The organism is Azotobacter chroococcum (assembly GCF_004339665.1).
Classification (GTDB): domain Bacteria; phylum Pseudomonadota; class Gammaproteobacteria; order Pseudomonadales; family Pseudomonadaceae; genus Azotobacter; species Azotobacter chroococcum.
Genome location: NZ_SMMU01000009.1, coordinates 99,979 through 119,000, shown reverse-complemented (window position 1 = coordinate 119,000; position 19,022 = coordinate 99,979). Strand labels below are relative to the sequence as shown.

Below are 19,022 nucleotides of genomic sequence, written 5' to 3'. Positions count from 1 at the left end.
CGACAGGCCTTGTAGAGAGTTCAGAACAACGAGATCGGGTACTGGACGATGATCCGCTGCTCGTCGTACTTGTTGTTGGCGCCCCAGTCGCGGCGGATGGTCGAGTTCCGCCAGCGCAGGGTCAGGTTCTTCGCCGGGCCGCTCTGCACCACGTAGCTGAGCTGGGTCTCGCGGTTCCATTCCTCGCCGTCGTCGATGTTGCCGACGTGCACGTTGGTGCCCTTGAGGTAGCGGGTCATCAGCGTCAGCCCAGGGATGCCCATGGTGGCGAAGTCGTAGTCGTAGCGCAGCTGCCAGGAGCGTTCGCGGGCGTTGTCGAAGCTGCCGTTGTAGGTGTCGTTGGCCGCGCTGCCGCCGCTGGTGCCGTTGACCCGCAGCCACTTGTCGTCGCCGGTGACCCGTTGCAGGCCGAGGTAGAAGACATGGGCGCCATGCTTGAGGGAGAACAGCCCGGAGAGCAGCTTGTTGTCCAGCTCGCCGGCCTGGGCGCTGCCGTCTTCCTCGCCGTCGAAGTAGCCGAGGTTGGCGCCGAGGCTCCAGTCCTTGCCCAGCGACTGGGTATGCACGAGCTGGAAGTAGCGCTGCTTGTAGATGTCTTCGAGCTGGCCGAACCAGGCGCCGACCGTCGTGCGATTGTCGTTGAAGGCGTATTCGGCGCCGGCGAAGCTGAAGCGGTCGGAGGTGACGCTGGAATTGCCGACCCAGCTCATGTCATTCAGGCTGCTGTCGTCGCGCGGGCTGTTGCCGCGAAAGCGTCCGCCGTAGACCGTCAGGTTCCTGATCTCCTTCGAGGTGAGCATGCCGCCCTGGAAGGTCTGCGGCAGCGAGCGGCCGTCGTCGGAGCGCAGGATCGGCAGCGCCGGCGACCATTCGCCGGCCTTCACCTCGGTTTTCGAGAAGCGCAGCTTGCCGGCCACCGCCAGGCGGCCGAACTGGTCGGCCGGGTCGCCGTCCTTGCCGACGGGGAGCAACTGGGTGCCGCTGGTGCCCTTGCCGCCGTCGAGCTTGACCGACCAGAGGCCGAGCACGTCGATGCCGAAGCCGACGGGGCCTTCGGTGTAGCCGGACTGCAGGTCGAGGATGAAGCTCTGCGTCCATTCCTCGGCCTTGCTGCGGGTGGCGCCGTCGTCGACGAAGTTGCGGTGGATGTAGAAGTTGCGCAGGGTCAGGGTGCCCTTGGCGTCGTCGAGGAATTCGGCCTGGGCACCTGGCAGGACTCCTGCCAGCAGCAGGGGCAGAGCAATGGTACGAGGGCGATTCAGCAGAGAGGGTTTATTGCTGTTTTTCATTATTGTTGGCCTGGCAATCGGATAAATATCCGGGCGGCATCCAATGCCGCCGTTACAGGGTGAAATCGGGCGCTATCGGTAATTGCTGTGGCACGCCACAGGCACTGGCCGGCCTGAGCGAACCGCTTGGGGGCTATCGAGGGACTGACAGCTGACCGGCGTGGCGGGAGAGGCGATCCCGGCTCGGCGAGCGAGCTTGGATCGCCTCTCCGCTCGATCAAACCACCAGCGAGAGCAGCAGGATGAACAGCAGGCCGACCACGGAGAGCAGGGTCTCCATGGCAGTCCAGGTCTTGAAGGTTTCACTGACGGTCATGTTGAAGTACTGCTTGACCATCCAGAAACCGGCGTCGTTGACGTGGGAAAGGATCAGCGAACCGGCACCGGTGGCGAGTACCAGCAGCTCCCGGTTGACGTCGGGGATCAGCTCGATCACCGGCACCACGATGCCGGCGCCGGTGATGGTGGCGACCGTGGCCGAGCCGGTGGCGATGCGGATCACCGCGGCGACCAGCCAGGCCAGCAGGATCGGCGAGATCTGCGCGCTCACCGCCATCTGGCCGATCACGTTGCCCACCCCGCTGGCCACCAGCATCTGTTTGAAGCCGCCGCCGGCGCCGATGATCATGACGATGGCGGCGGTCGGCGCCAGGCTCTCCTCGAGCAGCCGGAAGACCCGCTTGGGCTCGAAGCCGCGGGCGTAGCCGAAGGTGTACAGCGACAGCAGCAGGGCCAGCAGCAGGGCGGTGATCGGGTGGCCGATCATGTCCATCCAGGCGCGGACCAGGTGCCCCTCGGGCAGGGCCACGTCGGCGAAGGTCTTCAGCAGCATCAGGAACACCGGCAGCAGCACGGTCACCAGGGTCACGCTGAAGCTCGGCAGGTTGCTGGCCTCGGACTCGTGGGCGAGCTGCTCCATCAGTTCGGGCGAGGGTGTGCCGGGAACATGGCGGGCGATGAAGGAGGCGAACAGCGGGCCGGCGATGATGCCGGTCGGCAGGGCGACGATCAGGCCGTAGAGGATGGTCTTGCCGATGTCGGCGCCGAACACGCCGATGGCCAGCAGCGGGCCGGGATGCGGCGGCACCAGGCCGTGCACCACGGACAGGCCGGCGAGCAGCGGAATGCCGACCTTGATCAGCGAGACCCCGGTGCGCCGGGCGACGATGAACACCAGCGGGATCAGCAGGACGAAACCGATCTCGAAGAACAGCGGAATGCCGACCAGGAAGGCGGCGAACATCATCGCCCACTGCACGCGCTCCTTGCCGAAGGCCTGGATCAGGGTGCGGGCGATCTGATCGGCGCCACCGGACTCGGCCATCATCTTGCCGAGCATGGTGCCCAGGGCGAGGATGATGCCGACGAAGCCGAGGACGCCGCCGAAGCCCTCCTGGAAGGACTTGATGACCTTGTCCACCGGCATGCCCGAGACCAGGCCGAGGAACAAGGCGGAAATGATCAGGGCGAGGAAGGGATGCAGCTTGAAGCGGGTGATCAGGACGATCAGGCCGACGATGGCGATCAGCGCATCGAGCAGCAGCAGGGTGGTATGGGACAGGCCCAACATGGTAAGTCTCCTATTGTCGTTGTTCTTGAGTTGGAGCAGCGCTGAGACAGCGCTATCTTTTACGGCTAAATAAAAAAGTCGTTTCAGTCAGTCTGGTTCATGCTGGCGCCACCAGTGGTGGGCAGCGGTGGCCAGTTGCGGAATATTCTGGCGCGAAGCATCCAGAACCAGGGTCAGGGGCTCGTCCACAGGCGGTTCGAGGGTGGCGAACTGGCTGTCGATCATGCTCGTCGGCATGAAATGGCCGGGGCGTTCGGCGACCCGGCGGGCGGCGACGGCGGGCGTCAGCTCGAGGTAGACGAAGCCGAGCCCGGGCACGGCGCTGCGCAGGCGCTCGCGGTAGCTGCGCTTGAGGGCCGAGCAGGAGAGCACCGGAGGCTGCCCGGCGTCGATGGAGCGGCGCAACTCGTCGCACAGGATGCCGAGCCAGCCGCTGCGATCCGCGTCGGTCAGCGGAATGCCGGCGCTCATCTTGCGAATGTTTTCCGGTGGATGGAAGGCGTCGCCCTCGATGGGCGTGGCGCCGTTGAGCGCGCAGATCGCCTGGCTGACGCTGGACTTGCCGCAACCGGCGACGCCCATGATGACCAGAGCGTTGATGGGGGGAAGCATAAGGCACCTCAGCATTGAGACAGCGCTATCTTTACATGGTCAAGAAAATAAGAAGCTAATAACGTTACTGATTTGTTGTCGTTAACATGGATATTCCCCAATTGTGGCTGTCTGTAGGTGATGGCATGTAGTTTAACATCATACGATTACTGCGCCATTTCCAAAGACAGCGCTATCTTATGAGCTGCCTTTTTGTTTGACAAGTAGCCGGCCACGCCCTGTAGCAAGGCGTTGGTTTTCAGGCAATACCCAGCAAATGGGAGCGAATTTGAAAAATCTTGCCGGGTTTTATTGGCGAATATCCACAAAAGACCATGAGTAGGCTTTTAACTCGGAACTTCCCTGAAGGCGAAGGCAGCCCTGCCTTCGCCTTTTTTCAGGTTCATCCGGTAGGGGCGAGCACCGGTGCACCATTGGTTCAGGACTGACTTGGAAACAAGGGTGAGGCCGGAAAACGGCGGCTTTCGATGAGAACGCCCTCTTATGGCTCCGGTGCCACGTCGGCTCTAGTGGAGGGGCGGAAGATTTCCTTGAACACCAGCAGCAGATCCAGCGCCAGGGCCAGGCCGATGGCGCCCGCGGCGACGGAGAACAGCAGCGCGTAGTGGCCATGGCTGGCGGAGAACAGCGCCGAATAGGCATACCCGGCCAGGGCCTGGAAGCTCGCGAAGGACACAGTGGCACGGCTCCAGGTGGCGTTCTGCTCATGGTGGCCGGCAACCAGCTGCTGCACGCGGGCCAGCGCCAGCGGCACTATGCCGGGCGGAAACGAACCTATCACCAGCGCCGCGACGGCCAGCAGGCGCATGTCGGCGACCGTCACCAGTACCGCGAGGGCGCCGGCCTGGACCAGCAGTACCAGGCGGATCGCCGAGCGCGCGCCCCAGTGGTCGGCCAGGAAACCGTACACCACCGGCCCGACGATGGCGCCCACCCCGTACAGCGTCCAGACCAGCGCGCCGCTGTGGCTGCCGGCGCCGAGGCCACGGCTGACGTAGTCGACCAGGAACATCATCGGCGCCACCAGCCCGGCGGCCATCAGCGCGTATTGAGCGAACAGCACGTAGATGCCCGTCGAGCCACGCATGGCGGATGCGCTCGAAGTGGCCGGCGCATGCGGGCTCTCCTGAGGCCAGCCGAACCAACTGGTGGCAGTCAGCAGCAGTGCTACCGCGCCCAGGCCCAGCCAGGTCGGCAACAGGCCGAAGGAGAGCAGGAACGGCACCAGGCTGCCCGAGCCGGCGATGCCCAAGCCGACTCCGAGGAAGATCGCGCCGCTGGCCAGGCCGCGACGGTTCGGCGCGACATGCGGCAGGATGGTGCTTGCCGCAAGCACCATGATCACCCCACCGGCGATGCCGGACAGCAGCCGCCAACCGAAAAACCAGGCCATGGACAGCGGTACGGCGCAGGCGAGGAACGACAGGGCCACCAACACCATCATGGCGCGCAGCACCCCGGTGCTCGACCAGCGGGCGGCGAGCGGCCGTCCTCCCAATGCTCCGATGAGGTAGCCGGCGAGATTGGCCGCCCCCAGATAGACCACCGCGGATGGAGAGAACCAGTGCGCCTCGATCAGCGCGGACACCAGAGGGGTGTAGGCGAAACGGGCAAGGCCGATGCCGACCAGGCTGGCGCACAGTCCAGCCCAGATCGGCAGCCATGGCGAAGGGCGGTTGGCAATGAGAGAGGAGCGTTCGGCATTCATGATGATCCCTTGCGCCTGTCGAGAAGCGCAGCCAGTGGCGATGATGGGATCATAGAGGCGCTGCTTGATGAAATAATGCAGCAATTTCAAATGCCATCTATGCAGATTTGCATCACCAAGGAGTCCTCGTGAACTGGGACGATGCACGGATTTTTCTCGCCCTGTGCCGCGAGCAGACCCTGCGGGGCGCGGCCCGTGTGCTGGGCATCGACCAGGCCACCGTCGGGCGCCGTCTGGCCTCCCTGGAGCACGCCCTGGGTGCCACCCTGTTCCTGCGTACCTCCGGCGGTTACAGCCTGACGGCTGCTGGCGAAGTGGCGATGGCCGCAGCGCTGAACATGGAGTCCTCGGCCGCCGAGCTGCAGCGGCAAATCCTCGGCATGGATGACCGCATGAGCGGCGTGGTGCGGGTCACCACCACAGACTCGTTCGCCATTGATGTCGTCATCCCGGCGATCGCCCGCCTGCACCGGGCGCAGCCCGGCATCGAGGTGCAACTGCAGGCTTCGACCCAACTGCTCAATCTGAGCAAGCGCGAGGCGGACATCGCGGTGCGCACCCTCAAGCCGGAGAACCCCGACCTGATCGTGCGCCGCGTCGCGCGCTGGAGCAGTGGCATCTTCGCCTCGGCGGCCTACGTGCAGGCCCACGGTGTGCCCGAGCCCGGCACGGCGTTCGCAGGGCATCACCTGGTGCTCTACCAGCCGTATCTGGACAGCGGCAAGGAAGTGACGCTGGCTTCCGAACCAATCACCCATGGCCGCATCGCGATGACCTGCACTTCCGGCCTGCTGGTGCGCCGCGCGGTGGCCAATGGCCTGGGCGTTGGCGAGATCCCGCTCCCGCTCGGCGAGGCCGACGGTTTGCTGCGTCTGTGGCCCGCACGCGCATGCCCGCCCTATGACATCTGGCTGGTGACCCACAAGGACGTGCGCCATACCGCCAGGGTCCGTGCGGTCATCGACGCCATCGCCGAGGCATTCGCTGCAGTAACCGGCTGAGTGAAGCGCCCCGGCGGCCATGCGCTCGGTCTGGGCTACCAGCAGAACGAGGGCGCCACCAGCGACACCACGCCACCCGCCAGATCGGCGGCTTCAGCCGCGCCGGCGAGCGGGTGCTGGGGGCGATCTACGGCTGCGACTTCGCCGCCCTCGGCATTCCCGGCCTGAGCGCCCGGGTGATCTACAACAAGGCCTGGCTCATCGACGTCGCCGGCCGCTCGCGCACCGATCGGGAATGGGAGCGCGACCTGCGCCTCGACTACGTAGTGCAGAGCGGCCCGCTCAAGGGCCTGGGCATCGCCTGGGCCAACGCCTCGCTGCGCAGCGACGTGGCCAGCCAGCGTGACATCGACGAGAACCGGCTGATCCTGCTGTACAGCATTTCGCTGCGCTGAGGGGCAGGCCCGCGGGCTCCCGCGCTTCAGGGCGGGCCGCTGCGTTCGGGGTGGCATGCCCAGGCCGGGCGTCTGGGCATACCGAAGGCAGGGATCAGTCGTTCTCGCTCCAGAGATACTGATCGATTTCCTGCATCAGGAAGGCATTGCTTCGGATGTTGCGCGCCACCGATTCGGCTTCTTCCTGGGTATAGCCGTTCAGGGTGAAGCTGGTCCGGCCCACCGGCTCGGCTTCATAGAACAGGCGCACTTCCAGCAGCCAGGTGTCGGCGCGGTGCGGATCGGACAGCAGGCGCAGATAAGCCTTGAGCTTCCTCTCGAGCGGGACGATCAGATTGAACACTTCCGTCGCTGCAGGCGATGACTTCACCTCACCCATTGGTTTCCCCTTGTCACTGCAAAGCCGCCGCTCGTACGCCGGGCCTTGCGTTTCATGATGTGCTTCCGTCCGTGCCCGGCGGGTCGCCCGGCTCGTCGTTGCCGTCCGGCGAGCGGTTTGGCAACATCCGGGCCCTCGCCGACGCGCATCGGCGGGATCGACTGGTGTGAGGCCGAGCCGCCGATCGGGCCGCATTAGAGCAGATCGTCATCCGCCGTGATACCGCCAGCGCAACGCTCGGTTTTTGCAACCGGTTTTGAATAAGGCTGTTTCGAGAGCGGCGGGAGTGCGGAGCGAAAGCATGAATATCTGGGCGCTGGACAAACATCAGGACATCCGTCACGTGCTGTTGCTGCTGCAGGAGCAACTGGGGCCGGATGCCTTCGTCGTCGATGCGGTGACCTCGCTGGACCCGCGGGCGATCTACCTGCTGCACCGCGAGGAGCCCGGCGTGCGCGCCTGGCTCTACACGCTCGGCCAGAGCCCGGACCGCTACGGCGTGCACCTGGAATACCCGAACAGCACCGACACCCACGAGAACGTGCCGCTGGCGGAGCTGGTGGCGATGCTCGCCGTGCATTTCGACGTGGCGACGATCCGGCCGCTGCCCTGATGCCGGCGGATTATCTATCTACCGCGCTTTAGCGATTCGGCGACCGGAGGCCGGATTCCTGTTGTTTCCCCATACAGGACGCTCGACTACAGTGGCGTACGCATGGCTGGTTGGTCTTGCGGTGAGTCATGTGGGAAAGGCCATGCCGATTGGCACGAGTCCCGTACTTATGCATCCGATATGAGGGAAGCAGCATGAAGGTCAGCGCCCGCAACGTGCTCGAGGGCACCGTCAGCGCTCTGAAGGAAGGCGTCGTCAACGCCGAAGTGGATGTCAGTCTGGGAGGCGGCGACAAGCTGGCCGCCGTGGTCACCCTGGAAAGCGCCAGATCCCTGGGGCTGGTCGTCGGCACGAAGGTGGTGGCCGTGGTCAAGGCACCCTGGGTCATGCTGGCGACCGATGGCAGCGGCTACCGTCTGTCCGCCCGCAACATCCTGGCCGGCACCGTCGAGTCGGTCGAGGCGGGCAAGGTCAACGTCGAAGTCACCCTGGCCCTGCCGGGCGGCACCAGGATCACCGCCGTGGTGACCAAGGAGGCCGCCACCGAGCTGGGCCTGAAGCCGGGCGTCAAGGCCTGTGCAGTGATCAAGGCCTCCAGCGTGATTCTCGGCGTTCCGGCCTGACGCCCGCCGGGAGGCGGCGGGACGCAACGCGCTATGCACTCCCCAGCCGCTCGGCCAGCCAGGGCAGCACCTGCTCGCAGGGCCGTTCGATCTTCAGGTTCAGCAGCGCTTCCGCGCGCATCGCGCCTTGGTTGATGGCCGCTAGCGGCTTGCCCCGCTCGGCAATCGAGCGGCACAGGCGGAAGCTCGAATAGGTCATCACCGTCGAGCCGACGACCAGCAGCGCCGGCGCCCGCTCGATGCTCGACGACGCCGCCTCGGTCTGCTCGGCCGGCACGCCCTCGCCGTAGAACACCACGTCCGGCTTGAGCAGGTCGCTGCCGCAGCAGGGACACCAGGGGATGCGGAAGCCTTCCAGATAGGCCTCCGCCAGCCGCGCGTCGCCGTCCGGGGCGAGGACGGCCTCGACGCCTTGCAGGTAGGCGTTCTCCGCCTCCAGCTCGGCCTGGATCTCGCTGCGCCACAGCCGTTTGCCGCAGTCCAGGCAGCGCACCCGGTGCAGGTTGCCGTGCAGCTCGATCACCTCCTCGCTGCCGGCCTGCTGATGCAGTCCGTCCACGTTCTGGGTGATCAGGCCGGCGATCCGCCGCCCGGCCGCGAGCCTGGCCAGGGCCTGGTGCGCCGTGTTCGGCCGTGCCTGATGCACCTTCGGCCAGCCGATCATGCTGCGCGCCCAGTAGCGCCGGCGCGCCGCGGCCGAGCCGATGAACTCCTGATAGGTCATCGGCGCCCGGCCGTGGCGGACGCCCTCCTTGTCGCGATAGGCCGGAATGCCGGAGGGCGTGCTGATGCCCGCGCCGGTCAGCACCAACAGCGGCTGGCGCACCATGAGCTCGCACAGCTCCAGCAGGGCGGCAGGGGGATCGAAGTCGTGCAGCATGGGCATCTCCACATCTGTCGGCCCGGCAGAAGCGACCGGCCGGTCAAGCGCTGTCTCGGTTGCAGGGGCAGGGCGAGACGGAAAAGCCTGAGCATAAGGCAGAGTGGGTCCGGCCGTCGTACTGCTCCGCAGTCCCCGAGGTTATCCACATTTTTTTCTTCTGCCGGCAGTTGACAAGCAGGGGCTTGTAGTACCTTCAGACGCGCTGGTTATCGCCTGTCGGCCTACTGGAAATGGCTTGATATTTCAGTCTGTTATGTGCTGGCAGGAGGCTTTGTCAATGCTGTGCTCAAAAAATGATCAGCAGCCCGCGAGCCAGATTCCATCGGCCTTGCGGCCGGTCATACCGATTTTATCCACATAACAATCCACGTCTTCTGTGGGTTACTCAAGGGCAGGTGATGGAGGTGGGCGGCAGGATAGCGCAGGCGCCGGGAGCGGCCTAAGCTTGCCCGGCGAGCTGAGTAATTCGTCGATCGAGGAGAAACCATGAAGCTCTACTACACCCCGGGGGCCTGCTCCCTGGTTCCGCACATCGTTCTTTGCGAACTGGGCCTGCCCTACGAACTGGAGAAGGTGGATCTGAAGAGCCATACCATCGAGGGTGGTGGGGATTACTACAACGTCAATCCCAAGGGCTATGTACCGACCCTGCAGCTGAACGACGGCCAGCGGCTCACCGAGAGTGGGGCCATTGCCCTGTTCCTCGCCGAGAAGCTGCCCGAGGCCGGTCTGCTGCCGGGCAACGGCAGCCTGGAGCGCTTCCGCGTCCAGGAGTGGCTGTTCTTCATCGGCAGCGAACTGCACAAGGAGATCGGCCAGCTGTTCAATCCGCAGATCACCTCCGAGTGGAAGAAGGCCGCGCTGGCCGCCGTCGAGCAGCGCCTGGCCTATGTCGACAAGGTGCTCACCGGACAGGACTACCTGAACGGCGCGCGCTTCTCCGTGGCGGATGCCTATCTATTCACCGTGCTGAGCTGGACCAAGCCGCTGGACATCGACCTTTCCCCCTGGCCGGCCCTGCGCGCCTTCCACGACCGGGTGGCGGCGCGGCCCGCGGTGCAGAAGGCGATGCAGGCGGAGGGGCTGCTCTAGCTTCGGCTGCTCTGGCTTCGGCCACGGGCAAAGGCCGGCAGGCCATGGGAACTCTCCAGACATGGCGCTGACCGGCCCTCCGATCAACCCTTTCCTTTCTCCGAATGCGCGTGCGGGGTCCTACCAGCGATAGCTGAGCGTGCCGATGGCCGTGCGTTCGTCGCCGTAGCGGCAGGCGTTGGCGCAGTACAGGTAGCGCTTGTTGGTCAGGTTCTGCACCTTGGCGGTCATCTGCCAATGGGCGTCGAGGTCGTAGCTGAGCAGCGCATCGACCAGGGTATAGGCCGGAATGTTGCGGTCGCTGACGCTCGCCGAGGTGCGCGTGGTGCCGTTGTAGCGGGCGCCGGCGCCGATCTTCAGGTTCGGCAGGCCGAACCTGGCCAGACGATAGTCCAGCCACAGGGACGCGCTGTGATAGGGGATGCCCTCGATGCGCGAGCCTTCGAGCACGGGATCGTTGTCGGCGATGATGTGGGCATCGGTATAGGCGTAGGAGGCGCTCAGGTTCAACTGCGGCGTCAGGCCGGCCTTGAGTTCCAGTTCGAGGCCCTTGCTGCGCTCCTTGCCGGTCTGCTCGTCGAAGTCGGAGCCGGGAATCGAGCTGACCACATTCTCCTGGGTCAGCCGGTAGACGGCGGCGCTGAGCATCAGGTCGCGGCCGGGCGGCTGGTAGCGCAGGCCGATCTCATACTGTTCGCCCTCGGTGGGTTCGAAGCTGCGGCCTTCGCTGTCGACGCCGTCGGTGGGCAGGAACGACTGGCTGTAGCTGATGTAGGGCGCCAGGCCGTTGTCGGCGAGGTAGACCATGCCGATGCGGCCGGACAGCTCCTGGTCGCTCTTGGTGCTGCGGCTCCGGTCGCGGTAGTTGCGGGTGTGGCTGCTGGCCCAGTCCTGGCGCAGGCCGAGCACGAAGACCCAGCGTTCGGCGAACTTGGCCTGTTCCTGCAGGTAGAAGCCTGCCTGCCGGCTGTGCAGGTCGGAGCCGCGGTCGATGGCGGTATTGACCGTGGGCAGGTTGCCGTACGTTGGGTTGGCCAGATCCAGCGAGGGCGCATTGCCGCTCCAGCGATGGCTGTCGTAGGTCTTGTAGTAGTAGTCGAGGCCGGCGAGCAGGGTGTGCTCCCAGCGGCCGCTGTCGAACGACCATTGCAGGCTGCTGTCGCTGGCCCAGCCGGTGGCGATGTCCTCGCGCGAGTTGTAGCTGCGGGTCAGCGTGGAGCGATCCGCGCCGGTGATCCGGCTGCCGTTCAGGCTGATGTAGTCGTAGTCGCTTTCGGAATGGAAATAGCGCAGGGCGTGGCGCAGTTCGAGGCCGTCGTCGAGCCGGTGCTCGAAGAGGTAGCCGAGGGTGCCCATGTCGCCCGAGTAGTCGTCGAAGCTCGGCTCGCCGGCGAACAGGTCGTAGGGGATCTTGCGGCCGGGCGTCGCGCTGTATTTGGTGACGTTGTAGTTCATCGCCGGGGTCAGGGTCGTGCGGGTTTCCTGATAGGTGGCGAGCAGGGTCAGGCGGGTATCGTCGTCGATGTGCCAGGTGAGGGCCGGGGCGAAGAAACGCCTGTCGTCGTCGATCGAGGTGTACTGCGTTTCGCTGTCGCGCCAGAGGGCGGTCAGCCGGTAGGTGAAGCGTCCCGACTCGTCGAGCGGACCGCCGTGGTCGGTGGAGATCTGGCGGCGCTGGTAGTTGCCGTATTCGACGTTGATTTCGTGCAGCGGATCGTCGGTGGGACGTTTGCTCACGGTATTCACCAGGCCGCCGGGAGACAGCTGGCCGTAGAGCACCGAGGAGGCGCCCTTGAGCACCTCGACCCGCTCCAGTCCGTAAGGCTCCTGGCCGCCCTCGAACTGGGAACTCTGCAGCTTCAGACCGTCGCGCAGCACGCCGCCGGTGCGCGGACCGATGTCGAAGCCGCGCAGGCGATAGTCGTCCGCCACGCGGCTGTAGCCGTTCGGCTGGGTGACCACGCCGGAGGTGTACTGCAGCGTGTCGGCGAGGCTGTCGTGCCGGCGGGTCTGCATCTCCTCGCGGGTGATCACCGAGATGGCCTGGGGCGTTTCGCGCAGGGCCGTGTCCGTCTTGGTCGCCGTGGCGCTGCGGCTGGCCACCAGGCCGTAGGCCGGACCCCGGGCGTCCTCCTGCCAGGAGTCGCTCACCAGAAGGGACGAGAGTTCCAGGGCGCTGCCGCTGCCGGGCAGCGCCTCGATGTTCAGGGCGCCGCTTTCCGTGACGCGCAACCGCAGGTTCCGCCCCTGCAGCAGCCGCTCGATGGCCTGCTCGACGGTGAAATCCCCGTGCAGGGCCTCGGCCTGCTCCCCGCGCACCAGCGCCGGATCGAAGAGAATGCCGCGCGCGCTCTGTCGGGCGATGGCGGTCAGGCTGTTTTCCAGGGGGCCGGCCAGCACGTCGAAGGCCAGGGTTCGCTGCTGCGTGGCGGCTGGGCTCTCGGCCAGAACCGGCGGGGCGAGGCAGGCCAGCAGCAACGACAGGGATACCGGCGACAGGGGAAAGGACAAACGGCGAGACATGACGGCTCCGCTGAACAGGCAAGGAATACCGTTCATGTGCAACGAGGCCCTGGAATTTTCAGGGGGCGTGCGAAAAAAAATCAGCTGTGTTCGATGGTCGTCCACCAGCCCAGGTAGCGCTGGATGCGCAGGGGCAGGATTTCCTCGAGCGAAGCCAGCACGTGCTCGCTGTCGTCCAGCGGAAACAGACCCGAAATGCGCAGGGCGGCGGCGGCCGGGGAAAGGCGCAGGTGACCCGGGTGATAGGGGCGCAGGGCGGCGATCAGCACGTCCAGAGGACGGTCGTGGAGTTCCAGCCAGCCGTCCTGCCAGGCGAACTCGTTCTTGCGCTGCCCCTCCAGGCGCTGGCAGACGTCCCGGTCGAAACGGGCGCCTTCGTCGGTCGCCAGTACCAGGCTGTTGCCGGAGCGGGTTTCCAGACGGACCTGCGCTGCCTGCACCCAGACCGTGGCGTCCCGTTCGCCGAGCGCGACGCTGAAGCGCGTTCCCAGCGCCTGCACGTGACCGAAGGGGGTTTCGACCACGAATGGCCGCCGGGCATCGGCCGTCACCTCGGCGAGCAGGGCGCCGCGCCGCAGCTGCAGGCGCCGCCGCCCGCCGCCGAAATCGACGTCGACACGGCTTTGCGCGTTGAGCAGCACGCTGCTGCCGTCGGTCAGGACGAAGCGCCGGCGCTCGCCCGTGGCGGTGCTCAGGTCGGCGACCAGGCCGTCCAGCGGCATGCCGGGGCGCGTCAGCCCGAGGCCGCCGAGCCCGAGACCGGCCAGCACGAGAGCCCCGCGCAGGGCCTGGCGCCGGCTGGTTCCGGCGCTCAGCAGGGTGTTTCGGGCAAGGTCGGCAGGCTGTTCGGCGACGCCGGCGAAGGCGCTGTCCAGCCGTCGCTGCAGGCGCTCCCAGGCGCCGCGATGCCGTTCGCTTTCGGCGAGCCAGCGTTCGAAGCGCTGCCGCTCGGCAGCGCTCATCCGGCCGGAGCGTTGCTGGGCCAGCCATTCGATGGCGGCGATTTCCTCGGGCGACAGGCGGGCGGGATTCATGCCGGCTCCAGTGCCAGGTAGCAGGTGGTCAGCCCCTTGACCACGTACTGGTGCACGCGGGTGACGGACACCCCCAGGCGCGTGGCGATCTCGGCGTAGGTCAGGCCTTCCAGCTGGCTGTAGAGAAAGGCCGCGCGGGCCTTCGGGGAAAGTCCGTCGAGCAGCTGGTCGATGGCCGTCAGGGCCTCCAGGACCAGGACGGTTTCCTCGGCAGACGGCTGGACGGCCTCCGGCTGCTGCGCCAGGGCCTCCAGATAGGCGCGCTCCAGGTCGCGGCGGCGCCAGCTGGCATAGACCAGGCGTTTGGCGATGGTGGTCAGCAGGGCGCGCGGCTCGCGGATGGCGCCGGGGTCCTCCAGGGCGACGACCTGGGTGAAGGTTTCCGAGGCGATGTCGGCGGCGTCGTGGGCGCAGCCGAGCCGGGCGCGCAAGCGCCCGAGCAGCCAGCCGTGATGCTCGCCGAACAGGCGATGGAGGACCTGGAGGCGCAGCGCGGAGGGCAGTGGCAGGGAGGCGGTCATCGGATCGGGTCGATAGTCTGCTAATGATAAACAATATCATTAACAAAAGGGCCGGGCCGGGCAAGCGCCGGATGCGGACGGATGCGCCATGGCCGGATGGACGGTCGACTGCGCAGGGAAAGGACGCCGAGTGCGGACTTGTCCGGCTGCTGCCGGCACGGATGCGATGGGGCGGGAAACGCCGGGAACGAAATGCGATCTGCTCGCATTTTGACAGCTTCGCACAATGCTGCCATAGCTTTTGATCGGCGCCAGGACAGGTCGGCCGGCCGCTCCATGGATTGACTCGGCATGCACGCCCGGTACTCGGGCGGCGAACGGTGGGGGAGTGCATCCCCGCCAGCCCATTCGAATTTCCTTGGAGGAGGTGTCCAGATGCCCGCCTTCGACGAACTGCGCGGCTACCTCGTGCACATCCGCATCGCCCACCACATCCACGGGCGCATCCGCCTCAAGCTGGTCGCCGGCTACGAGTCGCTCGCCGGACGCAGCCGGCAGGCCCGGCAATTCCAGTCTATTCTCGATCGCACGCCGGGCGTCCATTCGGTGCGGGTCAATGTGCTGGCCCGTTCGTGCTCCGTGGAATACGACCCGCAAGTGATTCCGGCCGAGGCCTGGAGCGACTTCCTGGCCGGGGTCGAGTCGCCTGCCGCAGCCACCCTCGAGCAGATTCTGCGTGAGATCTATCGGGAGATCATGCATGAGAAACTATGACGAGCCGATTCTGCGCAGTCAGAGTATCGATCCCGCCGCTCCCTTTCCCATCCTGCACCAGGCGGTGCGCATCGCGCTCTACGACGAATACGCCGCCCACGCCTTCTATGCCGGCGTCGTCGAGGCCTTCGGCCCGCGTCCGCCCTTCGCCAATATCCTGCGTTCGGAGGAACGGCACATCGCCGCGCTCTCGAACCTATGCCAGCGCTTCGGCATTCCCCGTCCGCTGAATCCCTTTCCGCAGGAAACGTCGGTCGCGCCCAGCTGGCTGGTCAACTGCGAGCGGGCCGTCGCCGGCGAGATCGCCAATATCCGCCTGTACGACTACCTGCTCGGCGAGGTCGGCGAGCCGGAGGCACGCCGGGTGTTCCTGAACCTGCAGGCGGCCTCGCGGGAGCGGCATCTGCCGGCCTTTCGCCAAGCGGTGGCGGATGCCATGGCCCAGGAGCGCTACCACGCGGCCCGGGGCATACCGCCGGAGGCGGCCTACGTGCGCCACGGGCCGTTCTCCGACTTCATGGAGCGGGCGCTCGCCCATGCCGGCCCGCTCGGTATTTTCAGCCCCCTCTTGCGTCACAGCCATCCCGCCATGCTGGCCGGCCTGGTGGCAGGCGGAGCAGGGATCTACCTGTTGAAGAACCGGCCAGGTCGAAATCGAAAGGAGGACTGAAATGTTCCATATCATTCCCTTTGCCGTCGGCATAGTGACGGGAGCCGTGATCCTCAAGCTGTTAAGGAGCGACAAGACCCAGGAGGGCCTGGAAAAGGCCCAGGGCGGCCTGCGCAGCGCCACCGTCTCCAGTCTGGAGGCGATCGAGAGCGCTTCGGCCAAGGCCCGCGCCCGCCTTGCCGAAAAACCGGCCGAGCCCGGGGCCCCCGCCAGCGAAGGCCCGCACCTCAGCGAGGCGGAGGCAGCCATGGCGCGGGCCGCCGCCGAGCCGGTGACGCCCGGCAAGCCCGCAGGCACGGAGGGACGGGCGTCATGAGATATCCGCTCCGCGGCTATGGCTATGGCCAGGCGGTTTTTCCGCCTTATCCGCCGCTCCCCCTGAGCAGCGAGTTCACCCGTGCTTTCGTCGCCACCGCCTGCCTCTCGGCATTCCAGGGCGAGCCCCGTGCGACCTCGCCGGTCCAGCTCCGGCGGGTGCTGCGCCAGGCCCTGCAGGGCGGCACGGCCTTCGCCGCCGGGTCCCGTGCTGCGACGGCCGTCCATCAGGGCGACTACTCCAGCGCGCTGGTGGCCACCGTGGTCGGCGCCGGTGGCGTGCTGCTGATCGAGCAGCTGCTGCGCGATACGACTCGGCTCGACAAGGAGAAACGGCATGGCCAAGAAGAATAAGCAGCAGAAGAAGATGCAGCGCGGCTGCCTTGGGCCTGGCGGTATGGGCTACGGCTACCCGCCGCCGGACGCCGCCGCTCCGCCCTATGGCGGCGGGCCGGAATACGGCATGGGGCCGGACTACGGTGCCGGAATTCCCCCGCAGGGCGGCTATGGCGGCTACGGAGGCTATGGCGGCGGGCCGCATCCGCATGCGCACCACCACGGCTACGGCTACGGTTACGACCCGGCGGGCGCCGCCTTCCATCATTCGCTGAAGCACCAGGGCTATGGCTATGGGTATGGCGGGGGCGCTCCGGGTGGCTTTCCCGGTGCCGGCCTGTTCGACGACGGCCTGCTGCAGGGCATGCCGGCCTTCCTGCGTTCGGGCAATGCCGAGCAGTTCCTGCTCGGTGCGGTGCTCGGCGCCACCGCGGCCTGGGTGCTGGCCGACGAGGAACTGCGCGGCAAGCTGATCAAGGCCGGCATGAAGCTCTATGCCGGCATCGCCGGCGGTTTCGAGGAGATGAAGGAGCAGATGGCCGACATCAAGGCCGAGGTCGCCACCGAGCGTCACGGAGATACCTGATGGACGGTACCTGGTTCGTCCGGCTGCAGTCGCTGCACCGGACACCCGGTCGGGTGCGCTTCCGCTACCGCTGCCGCGCGGGCACACCGCTCGATGCGCACAGCATCGAGCACGAGGTCAGGACCCTCAAGGGCGTGCTGCAGGCGCGCGCCAATCCGGCGGCGCGCTCGCTGGTGGTGGAGTTCGAGCCGGAGGTCACCGACTCCGACAGCCTCGCCGCCGCCATCCTCGCCCTGTCGCCGTCGGGCCTGCCGCTGCCGGCCGCCAACCACCGGCACAGCGAGGCCGCGCGCCTGGGGGCGGTGGCCCTGAGCGGCGCCACCCTGTTGGCCACCCGCAGCCTGCAGCCGACCCTGCAGGCACCGGTCGCCTTCGGCGCCGCGGTGCCGCTGCTCGGCGAGGCGGTCGACGACTTCCTCGAGCGGGGCATCACCTCCCATGTGCTGGAAGCCCTCGCCGTGGGTATCTCCATCAGCCGCAGCGATTACCTCGCCGCCAACACCACCTCCTTCCTGCTGGCCCTCGGCGAGTACCTCGAGGAGTCCATCGAGCGCCGTTCCGATGAAATGCTCAAGCATCTGCTGCACCCGCCGGGCGGCGAGGTGTGGGTCGAGCGCAACGGTGTCGAGACGCTCATCGACGCCGCCGAGCTGCAGGTCGGCGACAGCGTGATCGCCGCCACCGGCACGGTGATTCCGGTGGATGGCACCGTGCTCGGCGGCGAGGCGCTGGTCAACGAGGCGACCATGACCGGCGAGGGCGTGCCGGTGGTACGCCGGCGCGGCGACCGGGTGCTGTCGGCGACTCTGGTCGAGGAGGGCCGCCTGCGCATCTACGCCGAGCGGGTCGGCCGCCAGGCCGCCGCCGCGCGGATCGCCGAATTCGTCGAACAGTCGCTGTCGGTGAAGAGCGAGACCCAGCTCGAAGCGGCGCGCCTGGCCGACCGCCTGGTGCCGATGGTGCTCGGCCTGGCCGGCGCCACCTGGCTGTTGACCTCCGACGGGCAGCGCGTCGCGGCGGTGCTGCAGGCCGACTATTCCTGCGCCTTGAAGCTGGCCACCCCGGTGGCCTTCAAGGCAGCGATGTACCGCGCCGGCCAGTCGGCGATCCTGATCAAGAGCGCCAAGGCGCTGGAGCGTCTGGCCCGCGCCGATACCTTCGTCTTCGACAAGACCGGCACCCTGACCACCGGCATGCTCAAGGTGACCGACTCGATCGCTTTCAGCGCCGCCTACACTTCCGAGGACCTGACCAACCTGGCCGCCTCGGTCGAGGAGCACTACGTCCACCCGGTCGCCGAGGCGGTGGTGGCGGCGGCCCACCGCCTCGACCATCCGCACCACTTCGACCACCAGGCCGTGCAGTTCGTCGTCGCCCATGGCGTGGCGAGCATGATCGACGGCCGGCGCATCGTGGTCGGTTCGCGGCACTTCATCGAGGACGACGAGGGCATCTCCACCGCGGCCCATGCCGAGGTGATCGAGCGCCTGCACGCCGAAGGCAAGATCCTGCTCTACATCGGCTTCGGCGGCGAACTGATCGGCGTCCTGGCGCTGACCGAGAGCGTGCGCGACAACGCCGCCGACACCGTGGCGCGGCTGCGCGAACTCGGCGTCCGGCGCATCCTGATGCTCACCGGCGACCAGCCGGAGCGCGCCGGCGCGCTGTCCGCGGAGCTGGGCCTCGACGAGTTCCGCGCCGGCCTGCTGCCGGAGCAGAAGGCCGAGGTGCTGCAGCAGCTCGCCGCCGAGGGCGCGCGCATCGCCTTCGTCGGCGACGGGGTGAACGACGCGCCGGCCCTGACCGGCGCCCTGGTCGGCATCGCCATGCACCACGGCGCCGACATCGCCCGCCTGGCCTCCGACATCACCCTGCTGGAGGACGACTTCTCCCGGGTCGCCGATGCCCGGGCGCTGGCGCTGGCCACCCGCCGGCTGATCGACGGCAACTTCAAGCTCACCGCCGGCCTCAACACCAGCATCCTCGGCGCGGCGGCCTTTGGCCTGCTGACCCCGGTGGCCGCCTCGATGCTGCACAACGGCAGCACCATCGCCATCCTCCTGCGCGCATTGGCCGGCGCCGGCCTGCCGCGCCAGAACGGGACCCGGACGAAGCGCCGCACCGCAAAACGCTCCACCACGGGCCACTGACCGACAAC

20 protein-coding genes are annotated in these 19,022 nt (G+C 67.0%); 11 read left to right on the top strand and 9 right to left on the bottom strand.

Going from position 1 to position 19,022, the window contains the following annotated elements:
* Positions 1-20: 20 nt before the first annotated feature.
* The 4 genes from EV691_RS10345 to EV691_RS10325 form a co-directional block, all read right to left on the bottom strand.
* Complete coding sequence (locus EV691_RS10345; RefSeq protein ID WP_131302892.1) at positions 21-1,289, bottom strand: OprD family porin; 1,269 nt, start codon at positions 1,287-1,289, stop codon at positions 21-23.
* A gap of 217 nt (positions 1,290-1,506) precedes the next feature.
* On the bottom strand, positions 1,507-2,859 hold the full coding sequence (locus EV691_RS10335) for a GntP family permease (RefSeq protein WP_131302894.1): 1,353 nt from the start codon (positions 2,857-2,859) through the stop codon (positions 1,507-1,509).
* Between the two features lie 87 nt (positions 2,860-2,946).
* Positions 2,947-3,471 (bottom strand): gluconokinase, encoded by a 525-nt coding sequence (locus tag EV691_RS10330; protein WP_089167902.1) that lies wholly within the window; start codon positions 3,469-3,471, stop codon positions 2,947-2,949.
* Between the two features lie 481 nt (positions 3,472-3,952).
* A complete protein-coding gene (locus EV691_RS10325; protein ID WP_131302896.1) occupies positions 3,953-5,179 on the bottom strand; it encodes a YbfB/YjiJ family MFS transporter in 1,227 nt (408 codons plus the stop codon).
* Between the two features lie 128 nt (positions 5,180-5,307).
* Here EV691_RS10325 and EV691_RS10320 point away from each other — a divergent pair, with 128 nt between their 5' ends.
* Both EV691_RS10320 and EV691_RS10315 read left to right on the top strand, forming a co-directional pair.
* The gene (locus tag EV691_RS10320) at positions 5,308-6,180 is read left to right on the top strand and encodes a LysR family transcriptional regulator (protein ID WP_131302898.1); all 873 of its coding nucleotides are present in this window, start codon (positions 5,308-5,310) and stop codon (positions 6,178-6,180) included.
* A 113-nt stretch (positions 6,181-6,293) separates the two neighbouring features.
* On the top strand, positions 6,294-6,575 hold the full coding sequence (locus EV691_RS10315) for an OprD family outer membrane porin (protein ID WP_242672691.1): 282 nt from the start codon (positions 6,294-6,296) through the stop codon (positions 6,573-6,575).
* A 94-nt stretch (positions 6,576-6,669) separates the two neighbouring features.
* Here the strand turns inward: EV691_RS10315 and EV691_RS10310 are convergent, their stop codons facing one another.
* Entirely contained in the window at positions 6,670-6,954 is a 285-nt protein-coding gene (locus EV691_RS10310; RefSeq protein ID WP_089167909.1) for a hypothetical protein, read from the bottom strand.
* Between the two features lie 301 nt (positions 6,955-7,255).
* Between EV691_RS10310 and EV691_RS10305 the strand changes: the two genes are divergently transcribed.
* Positions 7,256-7,567 carry a hypothetical protein gene (locus EV691_RS10305; protein ID WP_089167910.1) on the top strand — a complete coding sequence of 104 codons (312 nt, stop codon included), beginning with the start codon at positions 7,256-7,258 and terminating at the stop codon, positions 7,565-7,567.
* 194 nt (positions 7,568-7,761) lie between these two features.
* Positions 7,762-8,190, top strand: a complete 429-nt coding sequence (locus EV691_RS10300) for a TOBE domain-containing protein (protein WP_131302900.1) — start codon at positions 7,762-7,764, stop codon at positions 8,188-8,190.
* A gap of 31 nt (positions 8,191-8,221) precedes the next feature.
* On the opposite strand, the gene EV691_RS10295 is transcribed toward EV691_RS10300, so the two are convergent.
* Positions 8,222-9,070 carry an NAD-dependent protein deacetylase gene (locus EV691_RS10295; protein ID WP_131302902.1) on the bottom strand — a complete coding sequence of 283 codons (849 nt, stop codon included), beginning with the start codon at positions 9,068-9,070 and terminating at the stop codon, positions 8,222-8,224.
* 489 nt (positions 9,071-9,559) lie between these two features.
* Here EV691_RS10295 and gstA point away from each other — a divergent pair, with 489 nt between their 5' ends.
* Complete coding sequence (gene gstA, locus EV691_RS10290) at positions 9,560-10,165, top strand: glutathione transferase GstA (protein WP_039804647.1); 606 nt, start codon at positions 9,560-9,562, stop codon at positions 10,163-10,165.
* Positions 10,166-10,285: 120 nt separating this feature from the next.
* Here the strand turns inward: gstA and EV691_RS10285 are convergent, their stop codons facing one another.
* From EV691_RS10285 to EV691_RS10275, 3 genes are all read right to left on the bottom strand, one after another.
* The gene (locus EV691_RS10285) at positions 10,286-12,688 is read right to left on the bottom strand and encodes a TonB-dependent siderophore receptor (protein ID WP_131302904.1); all 2,403 of its coding nucleotides are present in this window, start codon (positions 12,686-12,688) and stop codon (positions 10,286-10,288) included.
* An 80-nt stretch (positions 12,689-12,768) separates the two neighbouring features.
* Complete coding sequence (locus EV691_RS10280) at positions 12,769-13,722, bottom strand: FecR domain-containing protein (protein ID WP_131302906.1); 954 nt, start codon at positions 13,720-13,722, stop codon at positions 12,769-12,771.
* Positions 13,719-14,243: a sigma-70 family RNA polymerase sigma factor gene (locus tag EV691_RS10275; protein ID WP_039804640.1), complete on the bottom strand. Its 525-nt coding sequence runs from the start codon at positions 14,241-14,243 to the stop codon at positions 13,719-13,721. The genes EV691_RS10280 and EV691_RS10275 overlap by 4 nt, the downstream gene beginning before the upstream one ends.
* Before the next feature lie 375 nt (positions 14,244-14,618).
* Here EV691_RS10275 and EV691_RS10270 point away from each other — a divergent pair, with 375 nt between their 5' ends.
* From EV691_RS10270 to EV691_RS10245, 6 genes are read left to right on the top strand one after another with little or no spacing between them, the layout of a single operon-like run.
* Positions 14,619-14,957, top strand: coding sequence for an HMA2 domain-containing protein (locus EV691_RS10270; protein WP_039804638.1), 339 nt, complete (start codon positions 14,619-14,621; stop codon positions 14,955-14,957).
* On the top strand, positions 14,944-15,627 hold the full coding sequence (locus EV691_RS10265) for a ferritin-like domain-containing protein (RefSeq protein WP_131302907.1): 684 nt from the start codon (positions 14,944-14,946) through the stop codon (positions 15,625-15,627). The genes EV691_RS10270 and EV691_RS10265 overlap by 14 nt, the downstream gene beginning before the upstream one ends.
* A gap of 1 nt (position 15,628) precedes the next feature.
* Positions 15,629-15,943 (top strand): hypothetical protein, encoded by a 315-nt coding sequence (locus EV691_RS10260; RefSeq protein ID WP_242672692.1) that lies wholly within the window; start codon positions 15,629-15,631, stop codon positions 15,941-15,943.
* The gene (locus EV691_RS10255; RefSeq protein ID WP_131302909.1) at positions 15,940-16,296 is read left to right on the top strand and encodes a hypothetical protein; all 357 of its coding nucleotides are present in this window, start codon (positions 15,940-15,942) and stop codon (positions 16,294-16,296) included. The genes EV691_RS10260 and EV691_RS10255 overlap by 4 nt, the downstream gene beginning before the upstream one ends.
* Positions 16,280-16,864, top strand: coding sequence for a YtxH domain-containing protein (locus EV691_RS23885; protein ID WP_242672693.1), 585 nt, complete (start codon positions 16,280-16,282; stop codon positions 16,862-16,864). Before EV691_RS10255 ends, EV691_RS23885 begins: the two co-directional genes overlap by 17 nt.
* On the top strand, positions 16,864-19,014 hold the full coding sequence (locus EV691_RS10245; protein ID WP_131302911.1) for a heavy metal translocating P-type ATPase: 2,151 nt from the start codon (positions 16,864-16,866) through the stop codon (positions 19,012-19,014). Before EV691_RS23885 ends, EV691_RS10245 begins: the two co-directional genes overlap by 1 nt.
* Positions 19,015-19,022 lie beyond the last annotated feature (8 nt).